This is a genomic window from Nonomuraea sp. NPDC050022, from assembly GCF_044460705.1.
GTDB lineage: Bacteria > Actinomycetota > Actinomycetes > Streptosporangiales > Streptosporangiaceae > Nonomuraea.
The window spans coordinates 476199-498544 of sequence record NZ_JBITKE010000001.1 but is presented as its reverse complement, the minus strand read 5'-3'; the positions used below and the strand labels follow the sequence as shown (position 1 = coordinate 498544).

Genomic DNA, 22346 nt, shown 5'->3' with positions numbered 1-22346 from the left:
CTGCGACCCGCGACGCCATTACATGCTATCCCCCACGCCACGGCTTCCCGGGGCACGGGTACTCATCGAGATGGATCGCTATTTCGTGCTGCACGCGCCCCGGCAGACCGGGAAGACGACCACGCTGCGCACGCTGGCCTCCGAGCTGACCGCAGAGGGCGATATCGCCGCTCTGATGTTCTCCTGCGAGCGTGCCAAGGCGGCCGGTGACGACTTCGCCCGCGCGGAATCACTTCTGCTGGACTCCCTCCGCGCGGCTGCCAAGCGGTCGGGCTGGCCCGACGCGCTCTTGCCGCCGGACCCATGGCCGCGAGTCACACCGGGAAGCCGGTTCGTTGAGGCGCTGAGCGAGTGGTGCCGCCACTGCCCGCACCGGGTGGTGCTGTTCATGGATGAAATCGACGCCCTACAGGGCAACAGCCTGGTCAGCATCCTCAGCCAACTGCGCGACGGCCACAACGCGCGGCCAGAAGGCTATCCGTTCCCCGTCTCCGTGGTGCTGTGCGGGTTGCGCGATCTGCGTGACTACAAGGTCGCCTCGGGCGGCGATCCCGGCCAGTCCAACCCGGCCAGCCCGTTCAACATCATCACCAAGTCACTGCGCCTGGACGATTTCACCGCCGACCAGATCGACGAGCTGTACGGCCAGCACACGCAGGCGACCGGCCAGGAATTCACCAAAGACGCGGTGGACCGGGCCTTCGAGCTGACACAGGGACAACCCTGGCTGGTCAACGCCCTCGCCCATGAGATCACCATTGAGATGGAGGTGAACGGCACCATCACCACCGCCCAAGTGGACGAGGCCAAGGAGCGCTTGATCCGGGCGCGCGCCACTCACCTGGACGCCCTGGTCGCCCGGCTGCACGAGCCTCGGGTCAAGCGGGTGATCGAACCGATCGTGGCGGGCATGTCGCCGGGGATGGACGACGCCTACGACGACACCTTCGACGACGACGCCTCCTACGTCTACGATCTGGGCCTCATCCGTGACACCACGAATTTGGAGATCGCCAACCCCATCTATCGAGAAGTTCTGCTCCGGGTTCTGGGCAATCGCACGGAGCGGCTGGTGCGCGCCGACCCGCACAGTTTCGTCATGCCGGACGGCCGTTTCGACCTGCCACGGCTGCTGGAGGAGTTCGTCGTGTTCTGGCGCGAACACGGCGAAGTCCTCATCCAGCAGGAGGGCTACCACGAGGCCGCCTGCCAGATCATCCTCATGGCCTTCCTGCACCGCCTCGTCAACGGCGGAGGCCAACTCGACCGGGAGTACGCCGCCGGCACCAAGCGCCTGGACGTACTGGTCCGCTGGCCCTACACCGGCCCCGAAGGCGAGCGGCAGGTGCAACGGGAAGCCATGGAGCTGAAAGTCTGGCGAGCCAGCGAAAACGACCCTAAGCCCGACGGCCTCGCACAGCTCGACCGATACCTGGACCGGCTCACCCTCACCACCGGCGTACTAGTGATCTTCGACCGGCGCCCCGAAGCCCCACCCTGGAAAGAACGAGGCGGATTCGAGCAGGCCACCACACCGTCCGGCCGCCAGGTCACCCTTCTGCGGGTTTGATGGGTGCAGCCGTTTCTCAGGCCGCCTGGTCATCGCCCAGGCCATGACCAGGCGATCAGTAGAACAGCTCCCAATCCCCGGTGTCCGTCGAACGCGCCCGCAGCATGCCGAAATTGTTACCCGTGTATTCCACCTCGGCGCTCATATAACGCTGGGCACCCACCGAATAGATGGTGCCAGACGTTCCGTCATAGCAGACTCTGAACCTTGTCGACGTCGTGCTCGGTGGAGGTGCGACGCCGACGGTGGCGCTCGTGTTCAGGGTGTCTTTCAGCTGATGATGGGCGAGGCGATGACGACGGTGACGTCGGCCGCCTCAGGGCCGGTGCGGTAGATGTGCGGGGCGTCTCCCGCGAAGGCGAGCAGGTCACCGGAGCGCAGGTCGGTGGGGGCGTCGGCGGGTCCGGCGGTGAGGTGGCCGGAGGAGACGAGCAGGTGCTCGATGGTGCCGGTCGCGTGCGGCACGCCGTCCAGCTGCGTGCCGGGGGGCATGCGCAGCCGCCAGATCTCCAGGCTGTTGCCGCTGCTGATACGGCGCAGCAGCTCGCGTCCCACTTCGCCGGCGGCCAGGTCGGTGCCCGGTACGTACACCGGTCCCGGGTCGGTGTCGCGGGCCAGGAGGTCGGTCAGCGGGACGCGCAGGGCGATCGCGAGCGCGTCGAGGGTCTCGATGGCGGACCGCTTCAGCGCGGCCCCGCGGCCGCGCCCCCGAGCCGGGCGGCCACCTCCTGGGCCCGGCGCAGGTCGTACGGTGCAGACAGGCGTTCGGCCGCCCGTACCGCCTGCCCGGCCGCCTTCGCCGCCGCCCGCCGCTCGCCCGCGGCGGCCAGGACGAGCGCGCGGGCCCAGCCGATGCGGGCGGCGGCTCCCGGATGGCGAGCCTGGTACTCGGCGAGGTGCCGGTGGAGCCTCCGGGCCGTCGCGGGGTCCGGGTCCGGGGACATGTGGCAGAGCAGCTCGGCCAGCCCCGACCAGCACTCCAGCATGCCGCGCTGGGCCTTCGGCAGGCGGGCGGCCAGATCCAGCGCCCGGGCCAGCGCCTCCCGCGGGTCGTCCGCCATCAGACGGACCGCGAGAACCTCTCGCCGACCATCTGCCATCAAACAAGCCGCGATCAGGCGAGCCGAGGCTGTGAGCAGGCGCAACTCCTGGATCACCGGCATGACCGCGCCGTCCCGCAGGCCGAGGCGCTGCTCGTGGGCGCGGCGGCGTTCGGTCGAGGCGCGGGCCGCCGCCAGCACCTCGGCGACCCGATCGAGCCTGGTCCCCTCGATCCGCAGCAGAGCCTCGGCCTGGCCCGTCAGGCACCAGTGGCGGCCGATGTCGCCGCCGACCCGGCTCGCCGCCTGTTCCGCTGTGGCGGCGTACAGGTTCACGGCCTGCTCGAAGTCGCCCCGCCAGAGGGCCGTCTCCGCGAGCATGCCCGCGCAGTTCTCGGCCACCCGGGGGTCCAATGTCCTGGCCCGGCACTCGGCGAACGACCCCCGGGCCGCTTCGAACTCTCCCGCCGAGAGCTGGTCCAGGCCCCGGGCCAGGCGGGCGCGGCTCGCGGGCTCCGTGGGATGCGCGATGCCGGTCAGCGCCCTGTCGGCGAGCGCGCCGTAGCGATGGGCCAGGTGGTGGCGACCGGCGACGCGGGCGATGGTGGCGAAGTTCGCGTACGCCTCCGCGCGCAGGTCCGGGGCGGAGGTACGGTCGGCGGCGTTGAGCTGGCGCAACGAGACCGCCAGCATCGTAGGCACGTCCTGCTGGTGGTAGGCCAGCCGGGCCAGGAACGTCAATGCCTGCGCCACCTCGGCGTCCCGCTCCGACCGGGGCACCGGCAGGACCCGATGGAGGACCTGGCGCGCGGCGGCCGTCAGGGTGGCGGCGACCAGGCCGGGCCGGGAGGCCGGCAGCGGCCTGCCCACCGTGTCGAGCGCCGCCCTGACCAGCCGGTACGCCTCCCGCTCCCGGGCAAGCTGATGCTCGCTCACGCACGCCATCCGCAACCATCGCGCCCGCAGGCGGGGAGCCTCGGGCGTACGGGCCAGATGCAGCCGTACGACGGCCCCCGACTCCTCGTACAGCCGCAGCCGCAGGCACAACACCCAATAGTTGTCCAGGAATCCAGGCTCCCCGGACACCGCCCAGGCCAGCCGGATGTTGTCCATCTCCGCCCCCAGCACGCGGGTCACCTCCGCGTCCGAGGCATCCTGCAGGGCGGCGGCGTGCCGGTCGAGCAGGCGCGAGAAGTACGCGGCGTGCCGCTCCCGCGCCGCCCGCCGCTCGCCCGGCGACAAGTGCGCGGCAGCGAGCTGCTGGATGAGCGGGTGGATGACGTACCGTCCGGCGGGGGTGAGCTCGATCATGCTCTGGTCGACCAGCCGGACCAGCACGTGCGGCCCGGTCCTGGCCACCTCCAGCGCCGCGGGCAGGGTGCAGCCGCCGCCGAACACCGCCAGCGCCGCCAGCGCCTTCTGCCCGGCCGGGTCGAGGAGCCGCCAGGAGGTCTCGAACACCGTACGCATGCAGGCGTGCCGCGACCGGGCCGCCGGTCCCGCGGCCGACAGCAGGCCGGGGTCCACGCCAAGGTGGCGGCCCAGCTCGGCGGGCGGCACGGCCCGCAGCAGCCCGGCCGCCAGCTCGATGGCCAGCGGCAGACCGCCGGTGGCGGCGCAGATCGCGGCCACGGCGGCGGCGTCCCGGTCGGCGTCGAACGCCGGTTGCGCCCGCGTCGCCCTGGCCGCGAACAGGGCCTCGGCCGCCGGTCCCGGCAGGCCCGCCACCTCGTACGTCACCTGACCGGGCAGGTCGAGCCGCCGCCTGCTCGTCGCCAGGACCCGCACGCCGGGGGCCGTACGCAGGACGCTCCCGATGACCGCGTCGAAGGCGGGCAGATGCTCGAGGTTGTCCAGCACCAGGAGGACCTCCTGCCGGGCCAGCGCCGCCAGGAGCAGGTCCAGGGCGGGGCGCTGCGGCGTGAGGTCCACGCCGAGGCGGCGGGCGAGCGTGGTGACGGCCGCCTCCGGGCGTACCCCGGCGAAGGAGACGAAACGGGCCGAGTCCGAAGCGGCGGCGATGGCCAGGCGGGTCTTGCCGACGCCGCCCGGGCCCAGCAGGGTGACCAGGCGTTCGGCGGCCAGCAGTGTACGCAGCCGCCCCAGCTCCACCTCCCGGCCGTACAGCTCCGTGCTGGGCACTGGCAGGGGCGCGCGCCGGACGGCCGTCCGCTGGGTGAGCAGGCGCCGCCTGGCCGCGGCGGTCTCCGGCGCGGGCTCGACACCCAGTTCGTCGGCCAGCCGCAGCCGCAGGTCGTCGTAGCAGGCCAGGGCCGCCGCCCGGTTGCCCGCCGCGGCCAGGGCCGCCATCAACAGGCGGTGCGCCTCCTCGTCGTACGGGTCCAGCCCGGCCACCAGGCGTGCCAGCCGTACGAGATCGGCCGGAGGCGCGGAGCCGGAGCGCAGCAGCAGCTCGCGCAGCCGCAGCCGGGCCCGCCCGCGCTCCGACTCCAGCCACCCGCCGAAGGCCGGGGCGTCGCAGAACCACACCCCGTCCATGAAGTCGCCCCGCCACAACCGCAATGCCTCTGCCACGGTCGCCGTCTCGGCCAGGCGTCCGTGGTCCACGTAGCAGCCGCCGGGGCGGAACCGTACGTGGTCGCGGGTGATGTCCAGCCACCCGCCCACCTCCTTGCGCAGCTCCGACAGCGCCAGGCGCAGACTGCCGCGGGCGTTGGCGTCCGGCCGCTCGCCCCACAGCAGCCCGGCCAGCTCGGCGCGCGGGCGCGGGCCCGGTGTGGTGGCGAGGTAGCAGAGCAGGGCGCGGGTCTTGGCGGAGCGGATGCCCACCGGCCGCGCTCCGACGGCCAGCTCAGGCGGGCCCAGCAACAGCAGGGTCAGCGAGTCTCCCATAGCTGCAGCACGGTAGGCGCGTCTCCGCCGCGCGACTACGGAAAAAGGCGTGCACGGAACGTGCTCTACGCCACTGACCAGCGCTCTAACGATGTGCTCACGCTGCCTGCCGCACTCTGATGCCGCGTTTCACCACGAGACGCGATCCTCTCCAAAGGAGAAGCAGCATGCGCTCTCAGAAGCTGATCCCCGCGCTCGCCCTGGCCGTGGGACTGACCGTCCCGGCAGTGGTGGCCGCGGCCCCGACCGCCGGCGCGACCACCTCGGCCGCGAACTGCTCGGTCGCGTTCTACGACCTCGACGCGTCCGCCGTGGACGAGGTCGACGGCAAGGACGAGCTCAGGCTCGAGGTCGGATCGAGACTGTTCCCCAGCAGCTGGGTCAACATGAACGCCGGCAGCGACGCCGACCCGGTGGACTTCGACTACGCGAGCGTCAACCTCAGCAGCAGCTCGTCGTTGGCCTTCAACCTGCGCGAGGTCCAGCCGCCGATCGTCAAGTCCGGTTTCAACCTCGGCACGTACATCGTGTACGGCTCCACCTGCGCCGGGCTCTCCACCGGCCAGTCCGTCATCGTCGGGGGCATCATCTCCGGCACCCATGACAGCTACTACGAATACAACCTCAGGTTCAGAGTGACCGGGCTGTAACCCGCCCGAACGTGAAGGCCCTGCCGTGGTCCCGAGGCAGGGCCTTCACCTTCGGATAGCGGGTCGCTCCGTCACCGTCCAAGATGGGCCAAGAGAACGTCAGCACGCCCGCATCGCGGCGCGGGTCTGCGCGGTGGGACATCGGCGGGGCGGGCAAGGGCCGGGCGGCGACGGCGCGCAGGCCGTCCAGGGCCAGGGCGCGGTGCCGCCGCCAGGCTCCGGGCGCCACCGCGTACGTGGCCTTGACGGTCGCCGCCACGCCCCAGAGCACGAAGGCCAGGTCGGCGAGTGTGATGTCGCTCCGCAGGTCCCCGGATCGCTGGGCGCGTTCGAGGATCTCGCGCATCAGGCCGTACCCGCGATTTCCGTCCACCGCCGCTCCCCGTGCGGCGAGGTCGTTGTAGCCGAGGTCGGCGGCCTGCAGCTCGCACACGCCGGTCAGGAACGCGACGAACCCGTCGCAGGCGTCGTCCATCGCCAGCGCCTGCTCGGCCAGCTCGGCCACGGCCGCCCTTCGATCCTCGAAGACCGCCTCCACCAGGGCACCCCGCGTGGGGAAGCGGTTGTAGAGCGTCCCGATGCTGACCTCGGCCGCTGCCTCGTACGGGTGACATCGACGGTATTCGCCCAGCCAGTCGCCAAAGCCTGGCCGCCGATCACCGCGCTCATCGACCAGCCGCCGACCTCGCCGGTCACGACCTGGAAGAAGGGCAAGCCCATCGATCTTGCCGTCGACCGGAACGAGGCGCGGCGTTTGGCGGAAACCATCCGCATCCTGTCCCCTTAAGGGAACCGCGCGGCCCTCTCCGGCATGCCAATGACCAACCGCAGCCGGTCCGACGAATCTTCGCGAGCCACCGAATCCACCATGGTCACCCGCCGACCGAACTGGTCGGGGCCCCGCCGGTACTCTTGCCCGCGACCCGGGCCACCCAGGCCGTCACCCCCAGCACCACCGCCGCCAACACCCCCAGCACCGCCGCGTTCGCCAGCTGCCCGGCTCCCGGAAGCCCTCCCACGTATACGCCCGCCATCGGCAGCAGCACCACCAGAGCACGGCGGCCGACCGGCGACCGCAGCGCCATCACGGCGGCCACCATCGCCACCGCCCACATGAACGGGTAACCCCACCGGGGTGAGATCGCTGCACCGACCACCGAACCGCCGAATACCATCCCCATCCACGCCGGCAGCCGCCGGCTCCCCAGCGAGCCGGGTCCGGGCGACGGCGCGAGGAGCAACATCACCCCGCACAAGCTCGGAGGCAGCACCGACATCGCCAGCCCACCGAAATCGACAGGAACGCCGCCGACCAGAATCACCCCATCGGTCACCACGTACGTGGACGACCAGGTCAGATCACGCTGCACGACGATCCAGGCGATCACCAGTGCGTATGCCCACGCGCAAGCGGCAGCCGCACCGCCTCTCCCACGCCAGGCCAACCACACCACGACCCCGTACGGCAGGGCGTACGAGACCAGCTTCAGGAGTTGCCAGAGCTCGTCCGCCACGAGCGGCCCCGGCCACGCCAGCGCCCCGTACAGGACGGCCCGGGCGAGGGCCGTCAGAAGGAGCGCGACGGGCGCGATGAGCGCGGCCACGTTGACCGCCTCTCGCCAGTGGGGACCCGCTCCGCGCTGTACTCGGATGGTCAGCCCACCACGTACCAGGTCGAACGTGTCCCGCACCCCGGGCCGTTGCCGGCCGGGCTCCGCGCTCGCCACCAGCACCGCGATCATCTCCTCCTCGTGCAGTGCCCGGTGCTCCGCCGGATACCACCGGGCGAGCAGTCGCCGATAGCGCTGTTCCAGGAACGTCACTGTGCCCTCCCCAGCTCGCCGAACACCGCCGGCAGCCCGCTGAACACCGACCCCAACTCCCCGAGCCCCTGCCGCACGCCCCTGGCGCGCAGCCGAGCCGTAGCCGTGTCCGCGTTGTGCCGCAGTTGCTCGGCCTCCGCTGCCAGCCGAAGCTCACCGTCCGGTGTCAGCCGGTAGTAGCGTCGGGCCCGCCCGTCCACGACCTCCTCCTGATCGGCCGCCACCAGCCCTTCCGTCTGGAGCCGGTCGAGGGCGGCGTACAGGGTGCCGGCCCGAAGCCGCACCCGCTCGCCGGAAATCCGCACAACGTCGGTGATGATGCCGTATCCGTGCTGCGGCCCCGCCGCGAGCGCGGTCAAGATGAGGAACGTCGGTTCCTGCATAGCCCTGAAGCTCATGCCAACGATATATACCGATGATCAGATCAAGGCGCAACCCGCATCCGCGGCGGGCACGTCGGCGCGGGAGGACAGAATTGCCCTCATGATGGCGACGAGTGTGACGCTGCGGGTGCTGGCGCTGCTACATCAAGTGGGGTGCCAGGTGTGGGTGGCCGGTGGATGGGGCGTCGACGCCCTGGTCGGCAAGGTCACCCGTGAGCACCACGACCTTGACCTGTTGCACCGTGTCGAGCAGGAGCCGCTGCTGATCGACACGCTGGCGACCGCCGGGTTCGCCGAGCAGCCCGATGCCCAGCCGGGCCGGCCTGTTCGTTTCGTCATGAAGGACCGCCATGGTCACGAGCTGGACCTTCATCCGCTGCGGTTCGACCTGGACGGCTCCGCTGTCCAGCAAGCCAACGACCATGGAGGCGTCTTCGTCTATCCCGCGGACGCCTTCACCACCGGCATGATCGAGAACGTCCGGGTGGGCTGCCTCTCGGCCGCCCAGCAGGTCGCCTTCCATCAGGGATACCAGCCCCGCGACCGTGATCTCCATGACATGGCCCGGCTGCGCGAGGCATTCGGTATCGCCACCCACTTCTAGGACCCTCAGGGAGTGTGGCGTAGGAGTGGGCGGTGGCCCCAGGTGGCCCAGCGCCAGAGCCACTCGAGGGGCCCGAAGCGGTATCGGCGCAGCCAGAGAGTAGACCACACCCACTGAGTGCAGAGAATGGCAGCGGCGATCCCGACCACCATCGTCAAGGACCAGTTGTCCGGCGAGCCACCGATGACGCGCTGAACAGTTAGGACGAGGATCGTGGCGGTCAGATAGTTGGTCAGCGCCATCCTGCCCAGTGGCGCGTAGATGGCCTGCAGCGCCGGTCGGAGCGGCGTCCGGAGTAGGACCAGCAGAGCGCATATGTAGAAACCGGCGACCAGCAGCCCGCCCACGCCCATCGAGAAGCCGAAGCCGGGGTCGTCGGACCGCAGCCCGACCTGCCACCACAGGACAGGCGCCGCCACCACCGCCAGGGCCGTGCCCAAAACGAGCGGCACCCGGGTGGAGTGCTCGATCCGCTCGATCACCCCGTACCGGGTCAGTGCCGAGCCCAGCAGGAACAGCCCGGGGACCAGGCCGAAGAAGCCGCTTCCGAGGATCGGCGAGACCGCGAGGAGCGCGGCGGCCAGGCCGGCCACGGCCCAGCGCGGCAGCCAGGTCGAGGGCAGCAGTATCGCCAGGCCGACGATGGCGTAGATGGTCAGGATGTCGCCCTGCCACAGCAGGAAGTGGTGCACCAGACCGAGCGCGAGCAGCACCAGCAGTCGGCGCAGCAGGAGCACCCGCGGGTGAGCGGTACGGCCCGCGGAGGACTCCAGCAGCAGCGAGAACCCGACGCCGAACAGCAGGGAGAAGATCGGGAAGAAGCGCTGCTCGACGAGCAGCCCCATCCACGCATCCCCCACCGTCGGCGACCCATGGGTCACGACCGGGCCGCCGAGGCTGGCTATCGGCTGGACGTTGGCCAGCAGGATCCCGCACAGCGCGAATCCGCGGATCACGTCGAGCGCGCCGATGCGTGGGCGGCTGGAGGAGGTCATCGCCCGGCCGCCGGATGGAGCCGGGCGCCCGCCGGCGGATGCGCGGCGGCCCTCAGGCTCGGTCAGGTCCGTGTCCTTCGGCGCCAAATAGGGATCTTGATGTGGCATGAGGCTCATCCTGCGGGCCCGGTCCGGTGCCGGGCATCGGGCGAAAGCAGGGTTACGCAGTGCTTGACGGTACTTTCGGCTGGTTCGGTGCGGGGTGGCAATCTCCTAGCCTGAGCGATGTGAGGGGTCGCGGGTGGGTCGGGTTCGCGGTCGATGCCGGGCTCGGCGTCGGGTTCGCGGCGGCGCTCGCCTTCCAGGCGTACCGGATCGCCGACAGTTGGGGTGGCGCCTACTGGCAGTTCGGCTGCGTGGCGGGGGCGGTGGTGTGCGGGCTGGCTCTGGTGCGCCGACGCGGGCGGTTGTGGGCGGCCATCGCGGGTCTGGCCGTCGCGGCGCTCGCCATCGTGGTCGCCCGGCTGGCCGGGCTGCCGAGTGAGCCGGGGCCCGCCATGGCGTTGGGCCTGTCGGTGCTGGTCGGCTCCGCGGTCAGAGTGCTGCCGGTCTGGTGGGCGGGCGCCGTCGCGGCCGGCGGTGGCGCGGTGGTCGCCGGTGGGCTGCTGGCCGCGTTCGTCTTCTCCACCGGCTCGGTGGTGGCGGTGCTGAACGGCGCGGCGTGGCTGGCCGCGCTGGTGGCCGGGCTGGGGCCGCGGCTGCTGGCCGCCCGGCGCCGGGCCATGGCCGAGCGGGTACGTCGTAACGAGCGTCTGGAGCTGGCCCGCGAGCTGCACGACGTCGTCGCCCATCACATCACCTCCATCGTGCTCCAGGCCCAGGCCGGCCAGCTCCTGGCCCGCAAGCGGCCGCACACGGCGGAAGGCTCCCTGGCCGACATCGAGGCCGCCGGGTCCGACGCGCTGGCCGCGACCCGTCGCGTGGTCGGCCTGCTGCGCGACGCCACCGACAACGACAAAACGCACTCCGACGAACAGCTTGGCGAGCTCGTCAAACGGTTCGACGGCCACGGCCTCGCGGTGCGTTTGAGCTTGCCCGACGGGGAGTCAGAGTGGCCGCCCGAAGTGGCCCGTACCGTCTACCGGGTCGTACAGGAGTCGCTGACCAACATCTCCCGCCACGCCCCGAACGCCCGCCACGTCACAGTCACCGTCACCCGAGACCAGGACGCCGTCAGAGTGCGGGTCGTCGACGACGCCCCGCCGGGCGTGACCTCCTACCCCCACCGGGGCGGGTACGGCCTGATCGGGATGCGCGAACGCGTCGAAGCCCTCGGCGGCACGCTCAGCGTCGGTCCGCGCCGCGGAGCCGGCTGGTCCGTACTCGCCACCCTGCCCATCTCCACAGCCGCTTCCGTGAGCAGGCTCCGATGACCATTCGGGTCCTGCTGGCCGACGACCAGGCGATGATCCGCGCCAGCCTGCGCATCATCCTGGAAGACCAGCCCGACATCAGCGTGGTCGGCGAGGCCGCCGACGGCGCCGAGGCGGTCGCCCTGGCCCGGAGACTGCGCCCGGACGTGTGCCTGGTGGACATCCAGATGCCCCGCCTGGACGGCATCGAGGCCACCCGCGAGCTGGCCGGCCCCCACGTTCCCGACCCGCTGCGGGTGATCGTGGTCACCACCTTCGACCTGGACGAGTACGTCTACGGCGCGCTACGCGGCGGAGCGGCCGGCTTCATCCTGAAGGACGCCGGGCCCGCCCTGCTCGTCGAGGCCGTCCGGGCCGCGCACGCCGGAGACGCGCTGATCTCCCCGTCGATCACGCTGCGGCTCCTGCGCCACCTCACCGCTTCCGGAGGGCCGCCCACTGGCGGAGCCGCCGCGCCGCTGTCCCAACGAGAGACCGAAGTCGTCCGGGCCATCGCCGCGGGTCGTACCAACCAGGAGATCGCCACCGAGCTGTTCATCTCGGTGAGCACGGTCAAAGGTCACGTCACTGCCATCCAGGCCAAACTCCAGATGCGCAACCGAGTCGAGATCGCCGCCTGGGCGTGGGAGCACCGCATCGTGGGCACCGCCTAAAAGCTGCTTCCTGGATCAGCGCCCGTCATCCACGCCTTCCTCCACCTGATGTTTCCTCCACCTGATGCAGCGGGTGCCGGAATCGACCGTCCACCGAATCACTGGAAGCCCGATGAGGTCAGAAGACGTTCTTGAGGAACGGCAGCAGGGCTTCGGCCGTGCGCTCGGGGAACTCCGACATGGGGTAGTGGCCCGCGTCGTCGATCAGCACGGCCTGCCCCCGCAGCAGTGACGCCTGGGTTCGCGCCTCCGCCGCCGGGTCGGGGAAGTCGGGATCCTTGACGCCCATGAGGACCAGGGCCGGGCAGCGGACCTGCGGGAGGACCTGCTCGGCGTCCGGCGCCCGGTCGAAGAGCATGCGGCGCATCGCCTCGTGTCGCCGCGGGTCGCGCAGCATGGCCACCAGCTGGGCGCGGTGCCCGTCCAAGTCAGCGGGCTTGGCGGTGGGGTGCGCCATGCCGTAGTAGACCTTCCACAACCAGAGGGAGGAGCCGATGACCCGGACGAGCGCGCGGACGGCGATGTTGAGCGGGATGGCTCTGATGAACCCGTCGATCGGGACGATGCCGGCCACCCGCTCGGGGGCCTCGGCGGCGGCGCGGACGATGCCGCCTCCGGCGTAGGAGTTGCCGAGCAGGACGGCGCCGGGCGCGTCCAGTTCCTCCAGAAGGGCCACGATGTCGCCGCCCACGGCGGACTGCGAGTAGTCGTCCCACCCCGCCGACGACTCCCCGTGGCCGCGCAGGTCCATGGTCACCACCCGGTACCCCGCTTCCACCAGCGCGGGACGCAGGAACCGGTAGACCTCCCGGGTGTCTCCGAGGCCGGGCACGCACACCACCAGCGGTCCCTCGCCGGCGGAGTCGTAGGCCAGCCGCCCGCCCGGCACGTCAACGAACATGTCAGCACCCTTCGCGAAAGAGGACGTAGGCGGTCTCAGCTGAGGACATCGACGGCGAGGCCCAGGACAAGCAGCGCCGCCATCACGCCTCCGGAGACCATCGCGCGCCAAGTGACGGGCGCGCGCCGCTGTACCGAGCGGAAGTACAGGACGGCGCCGACCACCAGGAAGATTCCCTCGATGACGGCCGTGGCCCAGGGGACCTGCCACAGCCCGAAGCCGAGCAGCGGCAGGCCGCCGGCGTTACCGGGCAGCAGCGGCAGGTCGGCGCGGTGGACCAGCAGGTCGAGCAGCCAGTGGCTGAACACCATCGCGCCCAGCAACCAACCGGTCCTGCGGCCCCACCGCCGGGCGCTGAGGCCGCCGTACAGCGCCGATAGCAGTAAGGCGCCCAGCAGCGAGTGGGTGTACTGCGCGTTGATCAGCGCCTCGCCGTAGGTTCCGGGGGCGACGGCCTTGAAGGACTCGATCCCGCCCGCCAGGTACAGGGCCACGAAGACGACGTCGAGGAACTGCGTGGCGAGCATGAGCGACCACAGCGGGACGCGCGGCTCGCGGGCCTTGACCGCAGCGGCCAGGCCGAAGTGTCCGATGAACATCTAGCGTCCTTCCTTGGCGACGGGCTCGGCGGCGCGGGTGGCCCAGTGGTCGAGCCACCCGCACAGCACGACGAACAAGATCAGAAAGATCAGGAAGTCCACATGTTTCCCCTTACGTCTGCGCGCGGATCGCGCTTGCGGTACGACGCTAGGGACCGGAGGCGTCCGGCCGGTATCGGACGATTGTCGGGTGATGTGACTGATGCCGGTCTGGCGAGGGACGGTACATTCTGATCGTGCTGCGAGGGCGGGAACGTGAACTGGCGGAGATCGAGGCGCTGCTCGCACGGGCCAGAGACGGCCGGAGCGCGAGCCTGATACTCCGGGGCGAGCCCGGCATCGGCAAGTCCGCGCTCCTCGACCACGCGGCCCAGTCGCCGGAGGGCCTGCGACCGCTGCGCGGCACCGGCATCGAAACCGAGGCCGAGCTGCCCTTCGCGGCGCTCCACCTGCTGCTCCGCCCGGCCCTCGACCGGATCGGCCGGCTGCCGGCGCCGCAGGCCCGGGCGCTGGAGGGCGCGTTCGGCTTGGCCACCGCTCGCGGGGACGCCCCTGAGGACCGCTTCCTCATCGGCCTGGCCGCCCTGTCACTGCTCACCGAACTGGCCGAGGACGGCCCGCTGCTCTGCCTGGTCGACGACGCCCAGTGGATGGACCGATCGTCGGCCGAGGCGCTGCTGTTCGCGGCCCGGCGGCTGCACTCCGAGGGGATCGCCCTGCTGTTCGCCGCCAGGGACGGCTTCCACGCGCCCGGGGTCCCCGAGCTGCGGCTCGAAGGACTCGACCGGCAGGCCGCCGGCGAGCTGCTGCGCGAGCGCACGCCAGGGCTGGGCCCGTCGGTGCGGGAGAGGATCCTCGCCGCGAGCGGCGGGAACCCGCTCGCCCTGATCGAGCTGCCCCAGGCTCCCGAGGCGCTGCGGCACGCGCAGGAGCCGCTGCCGCTGCCGCGCCGGATCCAGGAGGCCTACGAGGCGCGCATCGCCGTCCTGCCGCCGGGCACCCAGACGATGCTGCTGGTCGCGGCCCTCGACGACGCCCGGGACCTCGACGTCGTGCTGCGCGCGGCCGGCCGGCTGGGGGTCGACGGCAGTGCCCTTGGCCCGGCCGAACACGCCGGTTTCCTGTCCACCGCCGACGGGCGGATCTCCTTCGGCCACCCGCTCATGCGCACTGCGGCGGCGCGGCGGGCGGTCTACGACGAACGCCTGGCCGTGCACCGCGCCCTCGCCGGCGTGCTCGACGACGAGCAGGACGCCGACCGCCGCGCCTGGCACCTGGCCGCCGCCGCGACGGGCCGCGACGAGCCGATCGCCGCCGCGCTGGAGCAGGCGGCGGGCCGCGCCCGCGAGCGCGCCGGCCACGCCGCGGCCGCCGCGGCGCTGGAGCGGGCGGCGCGGCTCACCCCTGGCCTGGCCGAGCGGGCCCGGCGGCTGGCCCTGGCAGCCGAGGCCGCCGCGGACGCCGGCGTCCTGGAGCACGCGCAGGGCCTGGCCGACCAGGCGCGGCGGCTCGACGACGACCCGCTGACCGTCGCGCGGCTGGCGGCGCTGCGCGGCCGGATCGCCTTCGACCGGGGAGCCGTGCACGACGCCCATCGGATCCTGCTCGACGGCGCCGCCTCCATCTCCGTCCTGGATCGCAAGGCCGCGGCGCTGATCCTGCTCGACGCCGTGCGCAACGCGTGGTACCTCAGCGATCCGACGGCCGTCGCCGAGTCCGCGGCGCGGCTCGCCGAGCTGCCGTTGTCGCCGGAGGACGGGCTGGACGGCTTCGTCCGGGCGGCCCGCGCCATGGCCGACTTCCTGGCCGGCGACCTGGACCGGGCGCTACCGCCGTTCCGTGAGCTCATCGCCGTGGCCGTGGCGATCCCCGCCGGCATGACAGCCCTGAGAATCAGCCTCTGCTCGCTGGCCGGGATCTCGGGGGACTTCGACAACGGGGAGGCTATCGCCCAGTCGGCGATCGAGGAATGCCGGTCCGTCGGCCTGATCGGGCTGCTGCCGCTCGCCCAGGCCGTGCTGGCCATCCACCAGATGTACCTCGGGCGCTTCCGCGACGCGGTCACGACCGCGACGGAGGGCCGTCGGCTCGCCGTCGACATCGGCCACACGCACCGCGTCGCGCACTTCGAGAGCGTCATGGCCATGGCGAGCGCCGTCCAGGGCCGCGAGCAGGAGTGCCGCGAGCTCGCCGAGCGGACGATCGCGCACGTCGCCGCCCATCCGGTGGCGACCATCGTCGGCTGGGCCGAATGGGCGCTCGGCCTGCTGGACCTCGGCCAGGGCCGCTTCGAGGCGGCGCTGGAACGCTTCGACGCCGCTGCCCGCGGGCCGCTCCGGCACCAGATCATGCCGATCTACTTCGCTCCCGACCAGATCGAGGCCGCCGTGCGACTGGGCCTGCCCGCCCGCGCGGAGCAGCCGCTCGCCCGCTTCGCCGCCTGGACCGCGGCCGCCGGCCATCCGTGGGCGGAGGCCGTGCTGCACCGCTGCCGCGCCCTCCTCGCCCACGACGACCACGAGGCGGAACGGCACTGGGAGCAGGCCACGCGCTCGCACGCCGAGGCGAACCGGCCCTACGAGCGGGCCCGCACCGACCTGCTCCACGGCGAGTGGCTGCGCCGCAACCGCCGCAGGCACGAGTCCCGGGCCCGCCTGCGCGCGGCCCTGGAGACCTTCGAGCGCGTCGGCGCCCACCCCTGGGCTGAGCGGGCCCGCGCCGAGCTGCGCGCGGCGGGCGAGAACGTGGCCCAAGGCAGCCCCGACCTGGCCGCCCTGCTCTCACCCCAGGAGCAGCAGGTGGTACGCCTCGCCGCCACGGGGATCACCAACCGGGAGATCGCCGCCCAGCTCTTCCTCAGCCCGAAGACCGTCAGCCACCACCTGTACCGCGCCTTCCCCAAGCTCGGCGTCACCACCCGCACCGAACTCGCCCACCTCGACCTGAGCTGAACGACCCAAACCGGCTGCGGAACCGCGACCTGGGCTGATGCCTGGCGACGGGTCACGCTCCCGGCGGCGGCGCGGTTGGCGTCGTCCAGGCCCTCGGGCCGGAAACGGACCGCCATCAGCGGCTACGCCTGCTTCTTCCGTCATCAGGACGGCGGCGAGTAACGCCTTGCCTCTGGTCACGGGCGGCCCTTCGGCGTCGCGGGGAGCTCGTCCGTCCAATCGGTATCTATGGCAATGTACCCCTTGCTCCACCCCACGCCTCCGTCGCCGGAGAGGATGAGGTTGGCCCGGACGACCCGGGCGGACTCGGGATCGACGACCATCTCGATCCCCCTCTTCCCGCCGTTGGGGTCGGGCATCCGCAGGGCCTGGCCGCCTTCGACCGCGCCCGTGTTCTCGACTCCCGGCGTCGCGGCGAGCGCCCGGAATGCCGCGGAACGGACCTCAGCAGGCACGGGCAGTTCCATGATCAGCGCGAGCAGGCTGAAGGTGGGGTTGCCCTGTATCTCGGACGTGGACATGTTGTTCGGGTTGCCCTTGCGCTGGACGAGCCACGCCTTCAGCGCCTCCGGGTCCGTCGGCAGCTTCTCGAGGTCATCGAAGCTCACGGGGGCGCCCTTGAGCATGAGCGAGATCTGGGTCGGTACAACGATGCCCGGAGTGTCCTGCGGCTCGTTCCTCGTCCAGCGCTTGCCGTCGCGCGAGGTCCAGCTCTCATGGAGGGGGATCTCGTTCGACCACGTGGTGGTGACATGCCAGTAGGTCCCGGAGCTTTGCGGCGTACGTTCCGCGCTTACGGCCGCCATGAGTAGGACCTCCTTGCCCGAGACCGGAGCCGCGGCGATCACATGCGCCGGTGCGCCCGCGTTCGTGACCGCCCCCGTAGCGATCACGACCGCGGTGGCCGCCCCGGCGGCGACCAGCGCCACGCCCGGCACGAACCACCTGACGCGCCCCCGGCTCCGCATCCTCTGGCCCAGCGTCCTGTGGCCCAGCGTCCTGTGCTGTAGCCTGCTCCGGCTGCGCGTGACCACCTCCTCGGACGGCTCCGGCTTGGCCAGCAGACTGGCCACCTCTTCCAGGTCATTCATGGGGTCTCCTTGCCTGTGAGCGTGCTGTCTATGAGGGTGCTGTCGATCCGGGCGTGGATCTTGGCGCGGGCCCGGCTGAGCCGCGAACCCACCGTGCCGATGGAGATGCCGAGCGCCTGGGCGATCCCGTCGTAGCTCAGCTCTCCCAGCGCAAGGAGCAGCAGCACGTCACGCTCGCCAGCGTTCAGCGAGGCGAGCGCCATGGCCAGTTGCGGCTGCATGCGCTGGGCGGATACTGAGGTGAGGACCCGGTTCTCGTGCCCTTCCACGACCGGTGCGGGGTCCAGCCGGGCCAGCGCCTTGTAGTGGCGGGCCTCCTTACGGCGATGCCTGGCCACCAGGTTCGTGGCGAACCCGAACAGCCAAGGCCGTAATCCCCCCTGCTCCGGGTCGAAACGATCGCGCCGATCGAAGGCCAGCAGGAACGTCTCCGCCGCGATGTCCTCGGCCACCTGCGTGTCCAGGCGGCCCGCCACGTACAGGTAGATGTCGCGGAAATAGCGGTCATGCACGGCGGTGAACAGCTCGGGATCCCGCCGGTAACCGGCGACGAGGTCGGCGTCGGTCACCTGCTCGCCCACGTCGGCGGTCACGTGCCCGTCTCCGTCATGAGTGTGCCTTCCGGATGGTGATCGTTGCTTTCACCCACCCTTCGCCGTACGCCCACTTCTTCTTCCCATCAGTCCCCTACGGCGCTCCCAGTGCCGGATGTCCCATCACCCCCACCGCACGTCGACGGGGCTTCGGGCAGCCCCGCTCCATGGGGCCCCCGGGGCTGTTGGTCCGTCCCTGAGCCGGGCGGGAGAGACCTCTGGCAAGCTTCGCGCTGCCAGGAGGCCGTCAGTGCCCGACTTCTTCGAGATAGTGGGCTTAAGTGCCTCGGTACTGCCACTCGCCTTGGCGATCATCGTTGTCGCAGCAGGCCTGACCACCCCGTGGGCCCCGTCGGTTAAGCGCCAGAACCGCGCTGTCCAGGTGCTGCGGATCGTCCTGCGCGCCCCCGACAGGCGGACGCGAGACGGACAACCCCGCACACCGCCGTCGGACCCCGAGGCAACTTCGCAGGAGGGCTCCAAACCCGAACAGACGCCGTAGAGCCGTGCTGCCCTTGGCTCAACGGCTGGGTCGACGACTCTTGTTGCGGCCCCGCCGCTTGCACCGGGCCAGGCTCGGCGGCGGAGCCGCCCCCCAACGTCCATTTCCGAGAGACAGGCATGGATGGACGGAGCCCGTCTCCCTTATCTCCGCCTCTCAGCGGTAGGACCATGGGGGTGCGTGACCAGCCACAGGGGGGAAGGCCGATAGACGGCGCTCGGCTGGTCACGGGCTTGTGGTTAGTGATCACGGACCAGAGATGGCCGGGCAGACGGGTAAGGCAAGTCGGCCCAGACCACACGGCGTTGGCCGCTCAGGTATGTGCCCCAGGCGCGAGAAAGCGTCTTCACGATGTGCAAGCCCCGTCCTGATTCCGTCAGAGCCCTCAACCCCTCGCACGTCGACGGATCTGAGGTCGGCGGTTGCCGCACAACGTGCGGTCCGTCCCCATCGAGGGCGCCCGCGTCGATGACCTCGACGCGAAGAGAGCCGCTGCCACGAATCACCCGCAGCACCACCCAGTCGCGCCCCTCACCGCCCTCGACATGTGTGACGGCATTCGAGATCAACTCGGTCACGATCTGTTGCGCATCCAGCAGGAGCGGATCATCTTGCCCAAGCCAACCGCACAAGGCCATTCGCGCCTCACGCGGCGTCTTGTTGCTGCGCCACAGGCTCGCGGCCGAGATCAGGGTCATACCGCCCTGCAGATCAGTGCTGGTGGGTGTGGGCGTTCCGTGCTGATGGGCCAATGACACCGTCCGCCTCCATCACCGTCATCACGTCCGAACTTGGGGATAGCGAGGCGGTGGGGATCGCGACGTTCCAGATGCGCCAGTTCGACCGTCCGATTACGCTCCGATCAACCGCCAACACGAATCGTTACCTGATTGCCGGTCGACTGCCAGAGGGCTGGCGTTGCCGCAACACCGCAGCAACAGGCAAGAGAGCTGGTCGCGATGGACGAGCATCACAACATCACTGCACAGATGTTCGGCCTGGTCCTGCGCCACCTGCGCACCCAGGGCGGACTGTCACAGCGCGAACTGGGCAAGCGAGCCCTGTACGACCACACCCGGATCTGCCGCGCGGAGAACGGCGAGATCCTTGCCCCGATCGAGACGGTCAAGGCCATAGACACGGCCCTGCGCACCAACGGCTTGCTGTCCGCCCTGCGCCAGCTCGCCGAATCCGCCGATACCCGACCCGTCCCTGCGGGGTTGGCTGGCATCCAGGACGGCGAACCAGTCATCCTGGACATGCAGACGACGGACGGAAGGAGCGTGCGCGTGACGCTCTCGCGACGCCAGTTCACCCACATGCTCGCCGGCGGAGCACTCACCTCCCTCCTGCCCGGCCTCGGCGACCCGGATCAAGCCCAGCGTGTGGCCCGCGCGATCGAGCAACCGTCGCGCATCGACGGCGAAGTCATCGACTACTTCCGGCGCGTGCTGGCCGAGCACTACGCCGCTGATAAGATGCTCGGCCCTCGCTCCCTGCTTCGTCCGGTGCTGGCGCAGATCGACGTCTTGGACGAGCTTCGCCGCGGCGCCGGCACCCGCCACGCCGCGCCGCTCCTTCAGGTGCTGGCCCAGTACGCCGAGATGGCCGGCTGGCTGCACCAAGACCTCGGCGAACTCGATAGCGCCATGCACTGGACCAGGCGAGCCGCCGAATGGTCCCAATGCGCGGGAGATTCCCAAATGTCGGCCTACCTACTGGTACGGCAGTCCAACATCGCCTGCCTGACCGATGATCACGCCGCCGTCGTCCAACTCGCCGGCGCCGCCCGCCGCAACACTGACGCGCTGGAGCCGAAGCTGGACGCCCTGGCCGCCCAGCAGCAGGCCCGCGGGCTGGCCATGCTCGGTGAGCTCGACGAGTGCTTCACCCTTCTCGACCAAGCCACCGAAACCCTCCGCGACCATCCGCAGGTCACCCGCCAGCACGTACCGGTTTACCTGCATTCCTACGACCTCGACACGCTCCAGGAGCAAAGCGCCGTCTGCCACCGGGCCGCTGGCCGCGCCGACACCGCCGCCACCATCCTCCAGGCCCAGATCGGCAAACTTCCCCCCAACCTCACCCGCGACCGCGGCCACCTCACGGCCAAACTCGCCGTAGCCGTCGCCCAATCCTCCCTCGCGGAGCCGAGCCGCGCCGCCCACCTGGGGCACGAGGCGCTGGGCATCGCCCATCAGACAGGCTCTGCCCGCATTCGCCGCGAGCTACAGACGCTGGACGGCGAGTTGCGCGAGCGCTGGCCTGACGACACCGACACACGGACGTTCCACGAAGCGCTCATCAGCCTCAGCCGTGGCAGAGCGACATGCAACCACACCCGCATCGGCCTGTTGTCGGATTTGAGGCGCTGGTGTTCGCGGGTGCACGCCACGAGCACACTGTCGGTTGTCAGGGGGCGGTCAGGGTGACGAACGGGATGGTCGCCCTGGTGGGGAGTTCCAGCTCGAGTTCGGACCTGTGCACCTGGTGGAGCCTGCACTCCGAAGCGACGGCGTCGAGGTGGAACTCCTTCACCTCATCGATCTCGTACTTCTCGTCAAGCATGATCAGGAGGTAAAGCGGGATACCGGCGGCCGCGTACTGGACGCGTTCGGTGAGGTCTTCGCGGACCGTTCCCGGCGAGGAAACCTCGACAACCGCAAGGGTCTGCGATGCCTCCAGCTTCTGGCCAGGATCGTCCAGGCATTTATAGACCACGACATCCGGACGCCGGAATTGGCAGGCTGGTCGCTGGAGACCTTCGGCGGGTCGCCGATCTTCTTGAAGCGTTCTCATGCGGTGAGACCGAGCCCGGTCCCCGAACCGAGGTTCACGCGGACGAGGCGGATGTTGGGCCGGCCACATCGCACTGCTGGGTCGAAACCCGCCTCGTGGCATCACTCGCGGCGTCGGTGATAGGCAGGAGTTCCTTAGCGGCTAGCGCGAAGCCGCGGTCCGGATGATCCACCGCCGCGGCGAAAGTCATCCCGGAGACTGTGGCCCCGGGAAGAACCAGCGGCGCGCCGATCATGCCTGAGCGCATGTCCGCGGACAATGTGAGAACGGTCCGGGTGACCTGGCGTTTGTGGTAAATATCCTTGCTCTCTGCCTCAACACGACGGTCGACCCTGATCGGCTCTACCACCGCATGCTCTGTGTCTTTCCGATAGCCGAGCATGTAGGCATCGCCGAGCGGCGCCTCGGAGAGCGTTTCAGCGATGTGGAGCGCAGGTGCGGAAAGATCTGGTACGTAAAGAACCGCGACATCAATATCCGGATCAAAGGCAACGACACGGGCTTGATATCCCCTGCCGTCATCGGCGGTGACCATGAGGGACTCGACGACGCCGGCCACCACATGAGCCGCCGTGACCACCCGCTGCGGGGCGTATACGAAACCGGTCCCCTCGATCTTCTTGCCACACGACGGCGCCGGTCCCGAGACGCGTACCACGCTCTGCTTCTCACTGACGATCTCCGGCGGGATCACGACGTCACCGGCGTGCGGCGGGGAAGCGGTGGGCAGCGACCAGAAGGGCACCGTGATCGAGCATCCGCTCAGGACGAGGAGGATCGGTAACCAGAGCCAGCGCATCATGCCTTCCATTTCTTCGTGGGAACCTGCGTCCCGGGAAAGGCCCGCTGTCCTGGTCGACGTCACATGCGCTCCGGGGACACATATTCGATCAAGCTACCGACGGCTGATGACGGTCATGTCACGTATCGGGCCGTCTCGCTGCACCTGTTCGACGGCTTCACCGC

The 22346-nt window shown here is 70.5% G+C and carries 21 protein-coding genes; 8 read left to right on the top strand and 13 right to left on the bottom strand.

Annotation, left to right across the window (positions count from 1 at the left end; genetic code table 11):
* Positions 1-70 precede the first annotated feature (70 nt).
* Positions 71-1570: an ATP-binding protein gene (locus ACIBO2_RS02200; RefSeq protein WP_397294901.1), complete on the top strand. Its 1500-nt coding sequence runs from the start codon at positions 71-73 to the stop codon at positions 1568-1570.
* Positions 1571-1840: 270 nt separating this feature from the next.
* Here ACIBO2_RS02200 and ACIBO2_RS02195 read toward each other — a convergent pair whose 3' ends face one another.
* Both ACIBO2_RS02195 and ACIBO2_RS02190 read right to left on the bottom strand, forming a co-directional pair.
* The gene (locus ACIBO2_RS02195; protein ID WP_397294898.1) at positions 1841-2161 is read right to left on the bottom strand and encodes a cupin domain-containing protein; all 321 of its coding nucleotides are present in this window, start codon (positions 2159-2161) and stop codon (positions 1841-1843) included.
* Between the two features lie 92 nt (positions 2162-2253).
* Positions 2254-5463: an ATP-binding protein gene (locus tag ACIBO2_RS02190; protein WP_397294896.1), complete on the bottom strand. Its 3210-nt coding sequence runs from the start codon at positions 5461-5463 to the stop codon at positions 2254-2256.
* 167 nt (positions 5464-5630) lie between these two features.
* On the opposite strand from ACIBO2_RS02190, the gene ACIBO2_RS02185 reads away from it, so the two are divergent.
* Positions 5631-6113, top strand: a complete 483-nt coding sequence (locus tag ACIBO2_RS02185) for a hypothetical protein (protein ID WP_358547571.1) — start codon at positions 5631-5633, stop codon at positions 6111-6113.
* Here ACIBO2_RS02185 and ACIBO2_RS02180 read toward each other — a convergent pair.
* Positions 6094-6651, bottom strand: coding sequence for a hypothetical protein (locus tag ACIBO2_RS02180; protein ID WP_397294894.1), 558 nt, complete (start codon positions 6649-6651; stop codon positions 6094-6096). The two genes, ACIBO2_RS02185 and ACIBO2_RS02180, sit on opposite strands and share 20 nt — an antisense overlap.
* 69 nt (positions 6652-6720) lie before the next feature.
* Here ACIBO2_RS02180 and ACIBO2_RS02175 point away from each other — a divergent pair, with 69 nt between their 5' ends.
* Positions 6721-6900, top strand: coding sequence for a hypothetical protein (locus ACIBO2_RS02175; protein WP_397294892.1), 180 nt, complete (start codon positions 6721-6723; stop codon positions 6898-6900).
* 85 nt (positions 6901-6985) lie between these two features.
* Here ACIBO2_RS02175 and ACIBO2_RS02170 read toward each other — a convergent pair whose 3' ends face one another.
* Both ACIBO2_RS02170 and ACIBO2_RS02165 read right to left on the bottom strand, forming a co-directional pair.
* The gene (locus ACIBO2_RS02170) at positions 6986-7936 is read right to left on the bottom strand and encodes a hypothetical protein (RefSeq protein WP_358547579.1); all 951 of its coding nucleotides are present in this window, start codon (positions 7934-7936) and stop codon (positions 6986-6988) included.
* The gene (locus ACIBO2_RS02165) at positions 7933-8334 is read right to left on the bottom strand and encodes a helix-turn-helix transcriptional regulator (RefSeq protein ID WP_358547582.1); all 402 of its coding nucleotides are present in this window, start codon (positions 8332-8334) and stop codon (positions 7933-7935) included. The genes ACIBO2_RS02170 and ACIBO2_RS02165 overlap by 4 nt, the downstream gene beginning before the upstream one ends.
* A gap of 85 nt (positions 8335-8419) precedes the next feature.
* On the opposite strand from ACIBO2_RS02165, the gene ACIBO2_RS02160 reads away from it, so the two are divergent.
* Positions 8420-8923 (top strand): nucleotidyltransferase domain-containing protein, encoded by a 504-nt coding sequence (locus tag ACIBO2_RS02160; protein ID WP_358547585.1) that lies wholly within the window; start codon positions 8420-8422, stop codon positions 8921-8923.
* A 5-nt stretch (positions 8924-8928) separates the two neighbouring features.
* Here the strand turns inward: ACIBO2_RS02160 and ACIBO2_RS02155 are convergent, their stop codons facing one another.
* A complete protein-coding gene (locus tag ACIBO2_RS02155; RefSeq protein WP_397294889.1) occupies positions 8929-10026 on the bottom strand; it encodes a DUF418 domain-containing protein in 1098 nt (365 codons plus the stop codon).
* Positions 10027-10145: 119 nt separating this feature from the next.
* Here ACIBO2_RS02155 and ACIBO2_RS02150 point away from each other — a divergent pair, with 119 nt between their 5' ends.
* Together ACIBO2_RS02150 and ACIBO2_RS02145 are read left to right on the top strand one after the other, a co-directional pair.
* Positions 10146-11291 carry a sensor histidine kinase gene (locus ACIBO2_RS02150; RefSeq protein WP_358547592.1) on the top strand — a complete coding sequence of 382 codons (1146 nt, stop codon included), beginning with the start codon at positions 10146-10148 and terminating at the stop codon, positions 11289-11291.
* Positions 11288-11944: a response regulator transcription factor gene (locus ACIBO2_RS02145; protein ID WP_358547595.1), complete on the top strand. Its 657-nt coding sequence runs from the start codon at positions 11288-11290 to the stop codon at positions 11942-11944. The genes ACIBO2_RS02150 and ACIBO2_RS02145 overlap by 4 nt, the downstream gene beginning before the upstream one ends.
* A gap of 118 nt (positions 11945-12062) precedes the next feature.
* On the opposite strand, the gene ACIBO2_RS02140 is transcribed toward ACIBO2_RS02145, so the two are convergent.
* Together ACIBO2_RS02140 and ACIBO2_RS02135 are read right to left on the bottom strand one after the other, a co-directional pair.
* Entirely contained in the window at positions 12063-12845 is a 783-nt protein-coding gene (locus ACIBO2_RS02140) for an alpha/beta hydrolase (RefSeq protein ID WP_358547598.1), read from the bottom strand.
* A 35-nt stretch (positions 12846-12880) separates the two neighbouring features.
* The gene (locus ACIBO2_RS02135; protein ID WP_358547601.1) at positions 12881-13444 is read right to left on the bottom strand and encodes a permease; all 564 of its coding nucleotides are present in this window, start codon (positions 13442-13444) and stop codon (positions 12881-12883) included.
* 236 nt (positions 13445-13680) lie between these two features.
* Between ACIBO2_RS02135 and ACIBO2_RS02130 the strand changes: the two genes are divergently transcribed.
* The gene (locus ACIBO2_RS02130) at positions 13681-16395 is read left to right on the top strand and encodes an AAA family ATPase (protein ID WP_397294886.1); all 2715 of its coding nucleotides are present in this window, start codon (positions 13681-13683) and stop codon (positions 16393-16395) included.
* A gap of 176 nt (positions 16396-16571) precedes the next feature.
* On the opposite strand, the gene ACIBO2_RS02125 is transcribed toward ACIBO2_RS02130, so the two are convergent.
* The 3 genes from ACIBO2_RS02125 to ACIBO2_RS02115 all read right to left on the bottom strand — a co-directional run bounded on the left by ACIBO2_RS02125 (position 16572) and on the right by ACIBO2_RS02115 (position 19339).
* Positions 16572-17486 carry a CU044_5270 family protein gene (locus ACIBO2_RS02125; protein ID WP_397294884.1) on the bottom strand — a complete coding sequence of 305 codons (915 nt, stop codon included), beginning with the start codon at positions 17484-17486 and terminating at the stop codon, positions 16572-16574.
* On the bottom strand, positions 17483-18079 hold the full coding sequence (locus ACIBO2_RS02120; RefSeq protein ID WP_397294882.1) for an RNA polymerase sigma factor: 597 nt from the start codon (positions 18077-18079) through the stop codon (positions 17483-17485). Before ACIBO2_RS02120 ends, ACIBO2_RS02125 begins: the two co-directional genes overlap by 4 nt.
* 741 nt (positions 18080-18820) lie before the next feature.
* Entirely contained in the window at positions 18821-19339 is a 519-nt protein-coding gene (locus tag ACIBO2_RS02115) for an ATP-binding protein (protein ID WP_397294880.1), read from the bottom strand.
* Between the two features lie 132 nt (positions 19340-19471).
* Between ACIBO2_RS02115 and ACIBO2_RS02110 the strand changes: the two genes are divergently transcribed.
* The gene (locus ACIBO2_RS02110) at positions 19472-21013 is read left to right on the top strand and encodes a helix-turn-helix domain-containing protein (RefSeq protein WP_397294878.1); all 1542 of its coding nucleotides are present in this window, start codon (positions 19472-19474) and stop codon (positions 21011-21013) included.
* Here ACIBO2_RS02110 and ACIBO2_RS02105 read toward each other — a convergent pair.
* Positions 20994-21380 (bottom strand): Uma2 family endonuclease, encoded by a 387-nt coding sequence (locus tag ACIBO2_RS02105; protein WP_397294876.1) that lies wholly within the window; start codon positions 21378-21380, stop codon positions 20994-20996. The genes ACIBO2_RS02110 and ACIBO2_RS02105 overlap by 20 nt on opposite strands.
* Positions 21381-21414: 34 nt before the next feature.
* Positions 21415-22182: a trypsin-like peptidase domain-containing protein gene (locus ACIBO2_RS02100; RefSeq protein ID WP_358547619.1), complete on the bottom strand. Its 768-nt coding sequence runs from the start codon at positions 22180-22182 to the stop codon at positions 21415-21417.
* Positions 22183-22346 lie beyond the last annotated feature (164 nt).

Excerpts from the sequence above, each read along its gene's own strand:
- ACIBO2_RS02200 (WP_397294901.1), top strand. The coding sequence starts at position 71 with ATGGATCGCTATTTCGTGCTGCACGCGCCCCGGCAGACCGGGAAGACG.
- ACIBO2_RS02190 (WP_397294896.1), bottom strand. The coding sequence starts at position 5,463 with ATGGGAGACTCGCTGACCCTGCTGTTGCTGGGCCCGCCTGAGCTGGCC.
- ACIBO2_RS02185 (WP_358547571.1), top strand. The coding sequence starts at position 5,631 with ATGCGCTCTCAGAAGCTGATCCCCGCGCTCGCCCTGGCCGTGGGACTG.
- ACIBO2_RS02165 (WP_358547582.1), bottom strand. The coding sequence starts at position 8,334 with ATGAGCTTCAGGGCTATGCAGGAACCGACGTTCCTCATCTTGACCGCG.
- ACIBO2_RS02160 (WP_358547585.1), top strand. The coding sequence starts at position 8,420 with ATGATGGCGACGAGTGTGACGCTGCGGGTGCTGGCGCTGCTACATCAA.
- ACIBO2_RS02155 (WP_397294889.1), bottom strand. The coding sequence starts at position 10,026 with ATGCCACATCAAGATCCCTATTTGGCGCCGAAGGACACGGACCTGACC.
- ACIBO2_RS02145 (WP_358547595.1), top strand. The coding sequence starts at position 11,288 with ATGACCATTCGGGTCCTGCTGGCCGACGACCAGGCGATGATCCGCGCC.
- ACIBO2_RS02140 (WP_358547598.1), bottom strand. The coding sequence starts at position 12,845 with ATGTTCGTTGACGTGCCGGGCGGGCGGCTGGCCTACGACTCCGCCGGC.
- ACIBO2_RS02135 (WP_358547601.1), bottom strand. The coding sequence starts at position 13,444 with ATGTTCATCGGACACTTCGGCCTGGCCGCTGCGGTCAAGGCCCGCGAG.
- ACIBO2_RS02125 (WP_397294884.1), bottom strand. The coding sequence starts at position 17,486 with ATGAATGACCTGGAAGAGGTGGCCAGTCTGCTGGCCAAGCCGGAGCCG.
- ACIBO2_RS02105 (WP_397294876.1), bottom strand. The coding sequence starts at position 21,380 with ATGAGAACGCTTCAAGAAGATCGGCGACCCGCCGAAGGTCTCCAGCGA.
- ACIBO2_RS02100 (WP_358547619.1), bottom strand. The coding sequence starts at position 22,182 with ATGATGCGCTGGCTCTGGTTACCGATCCTCCTCGTCCTGAGCGGATGC.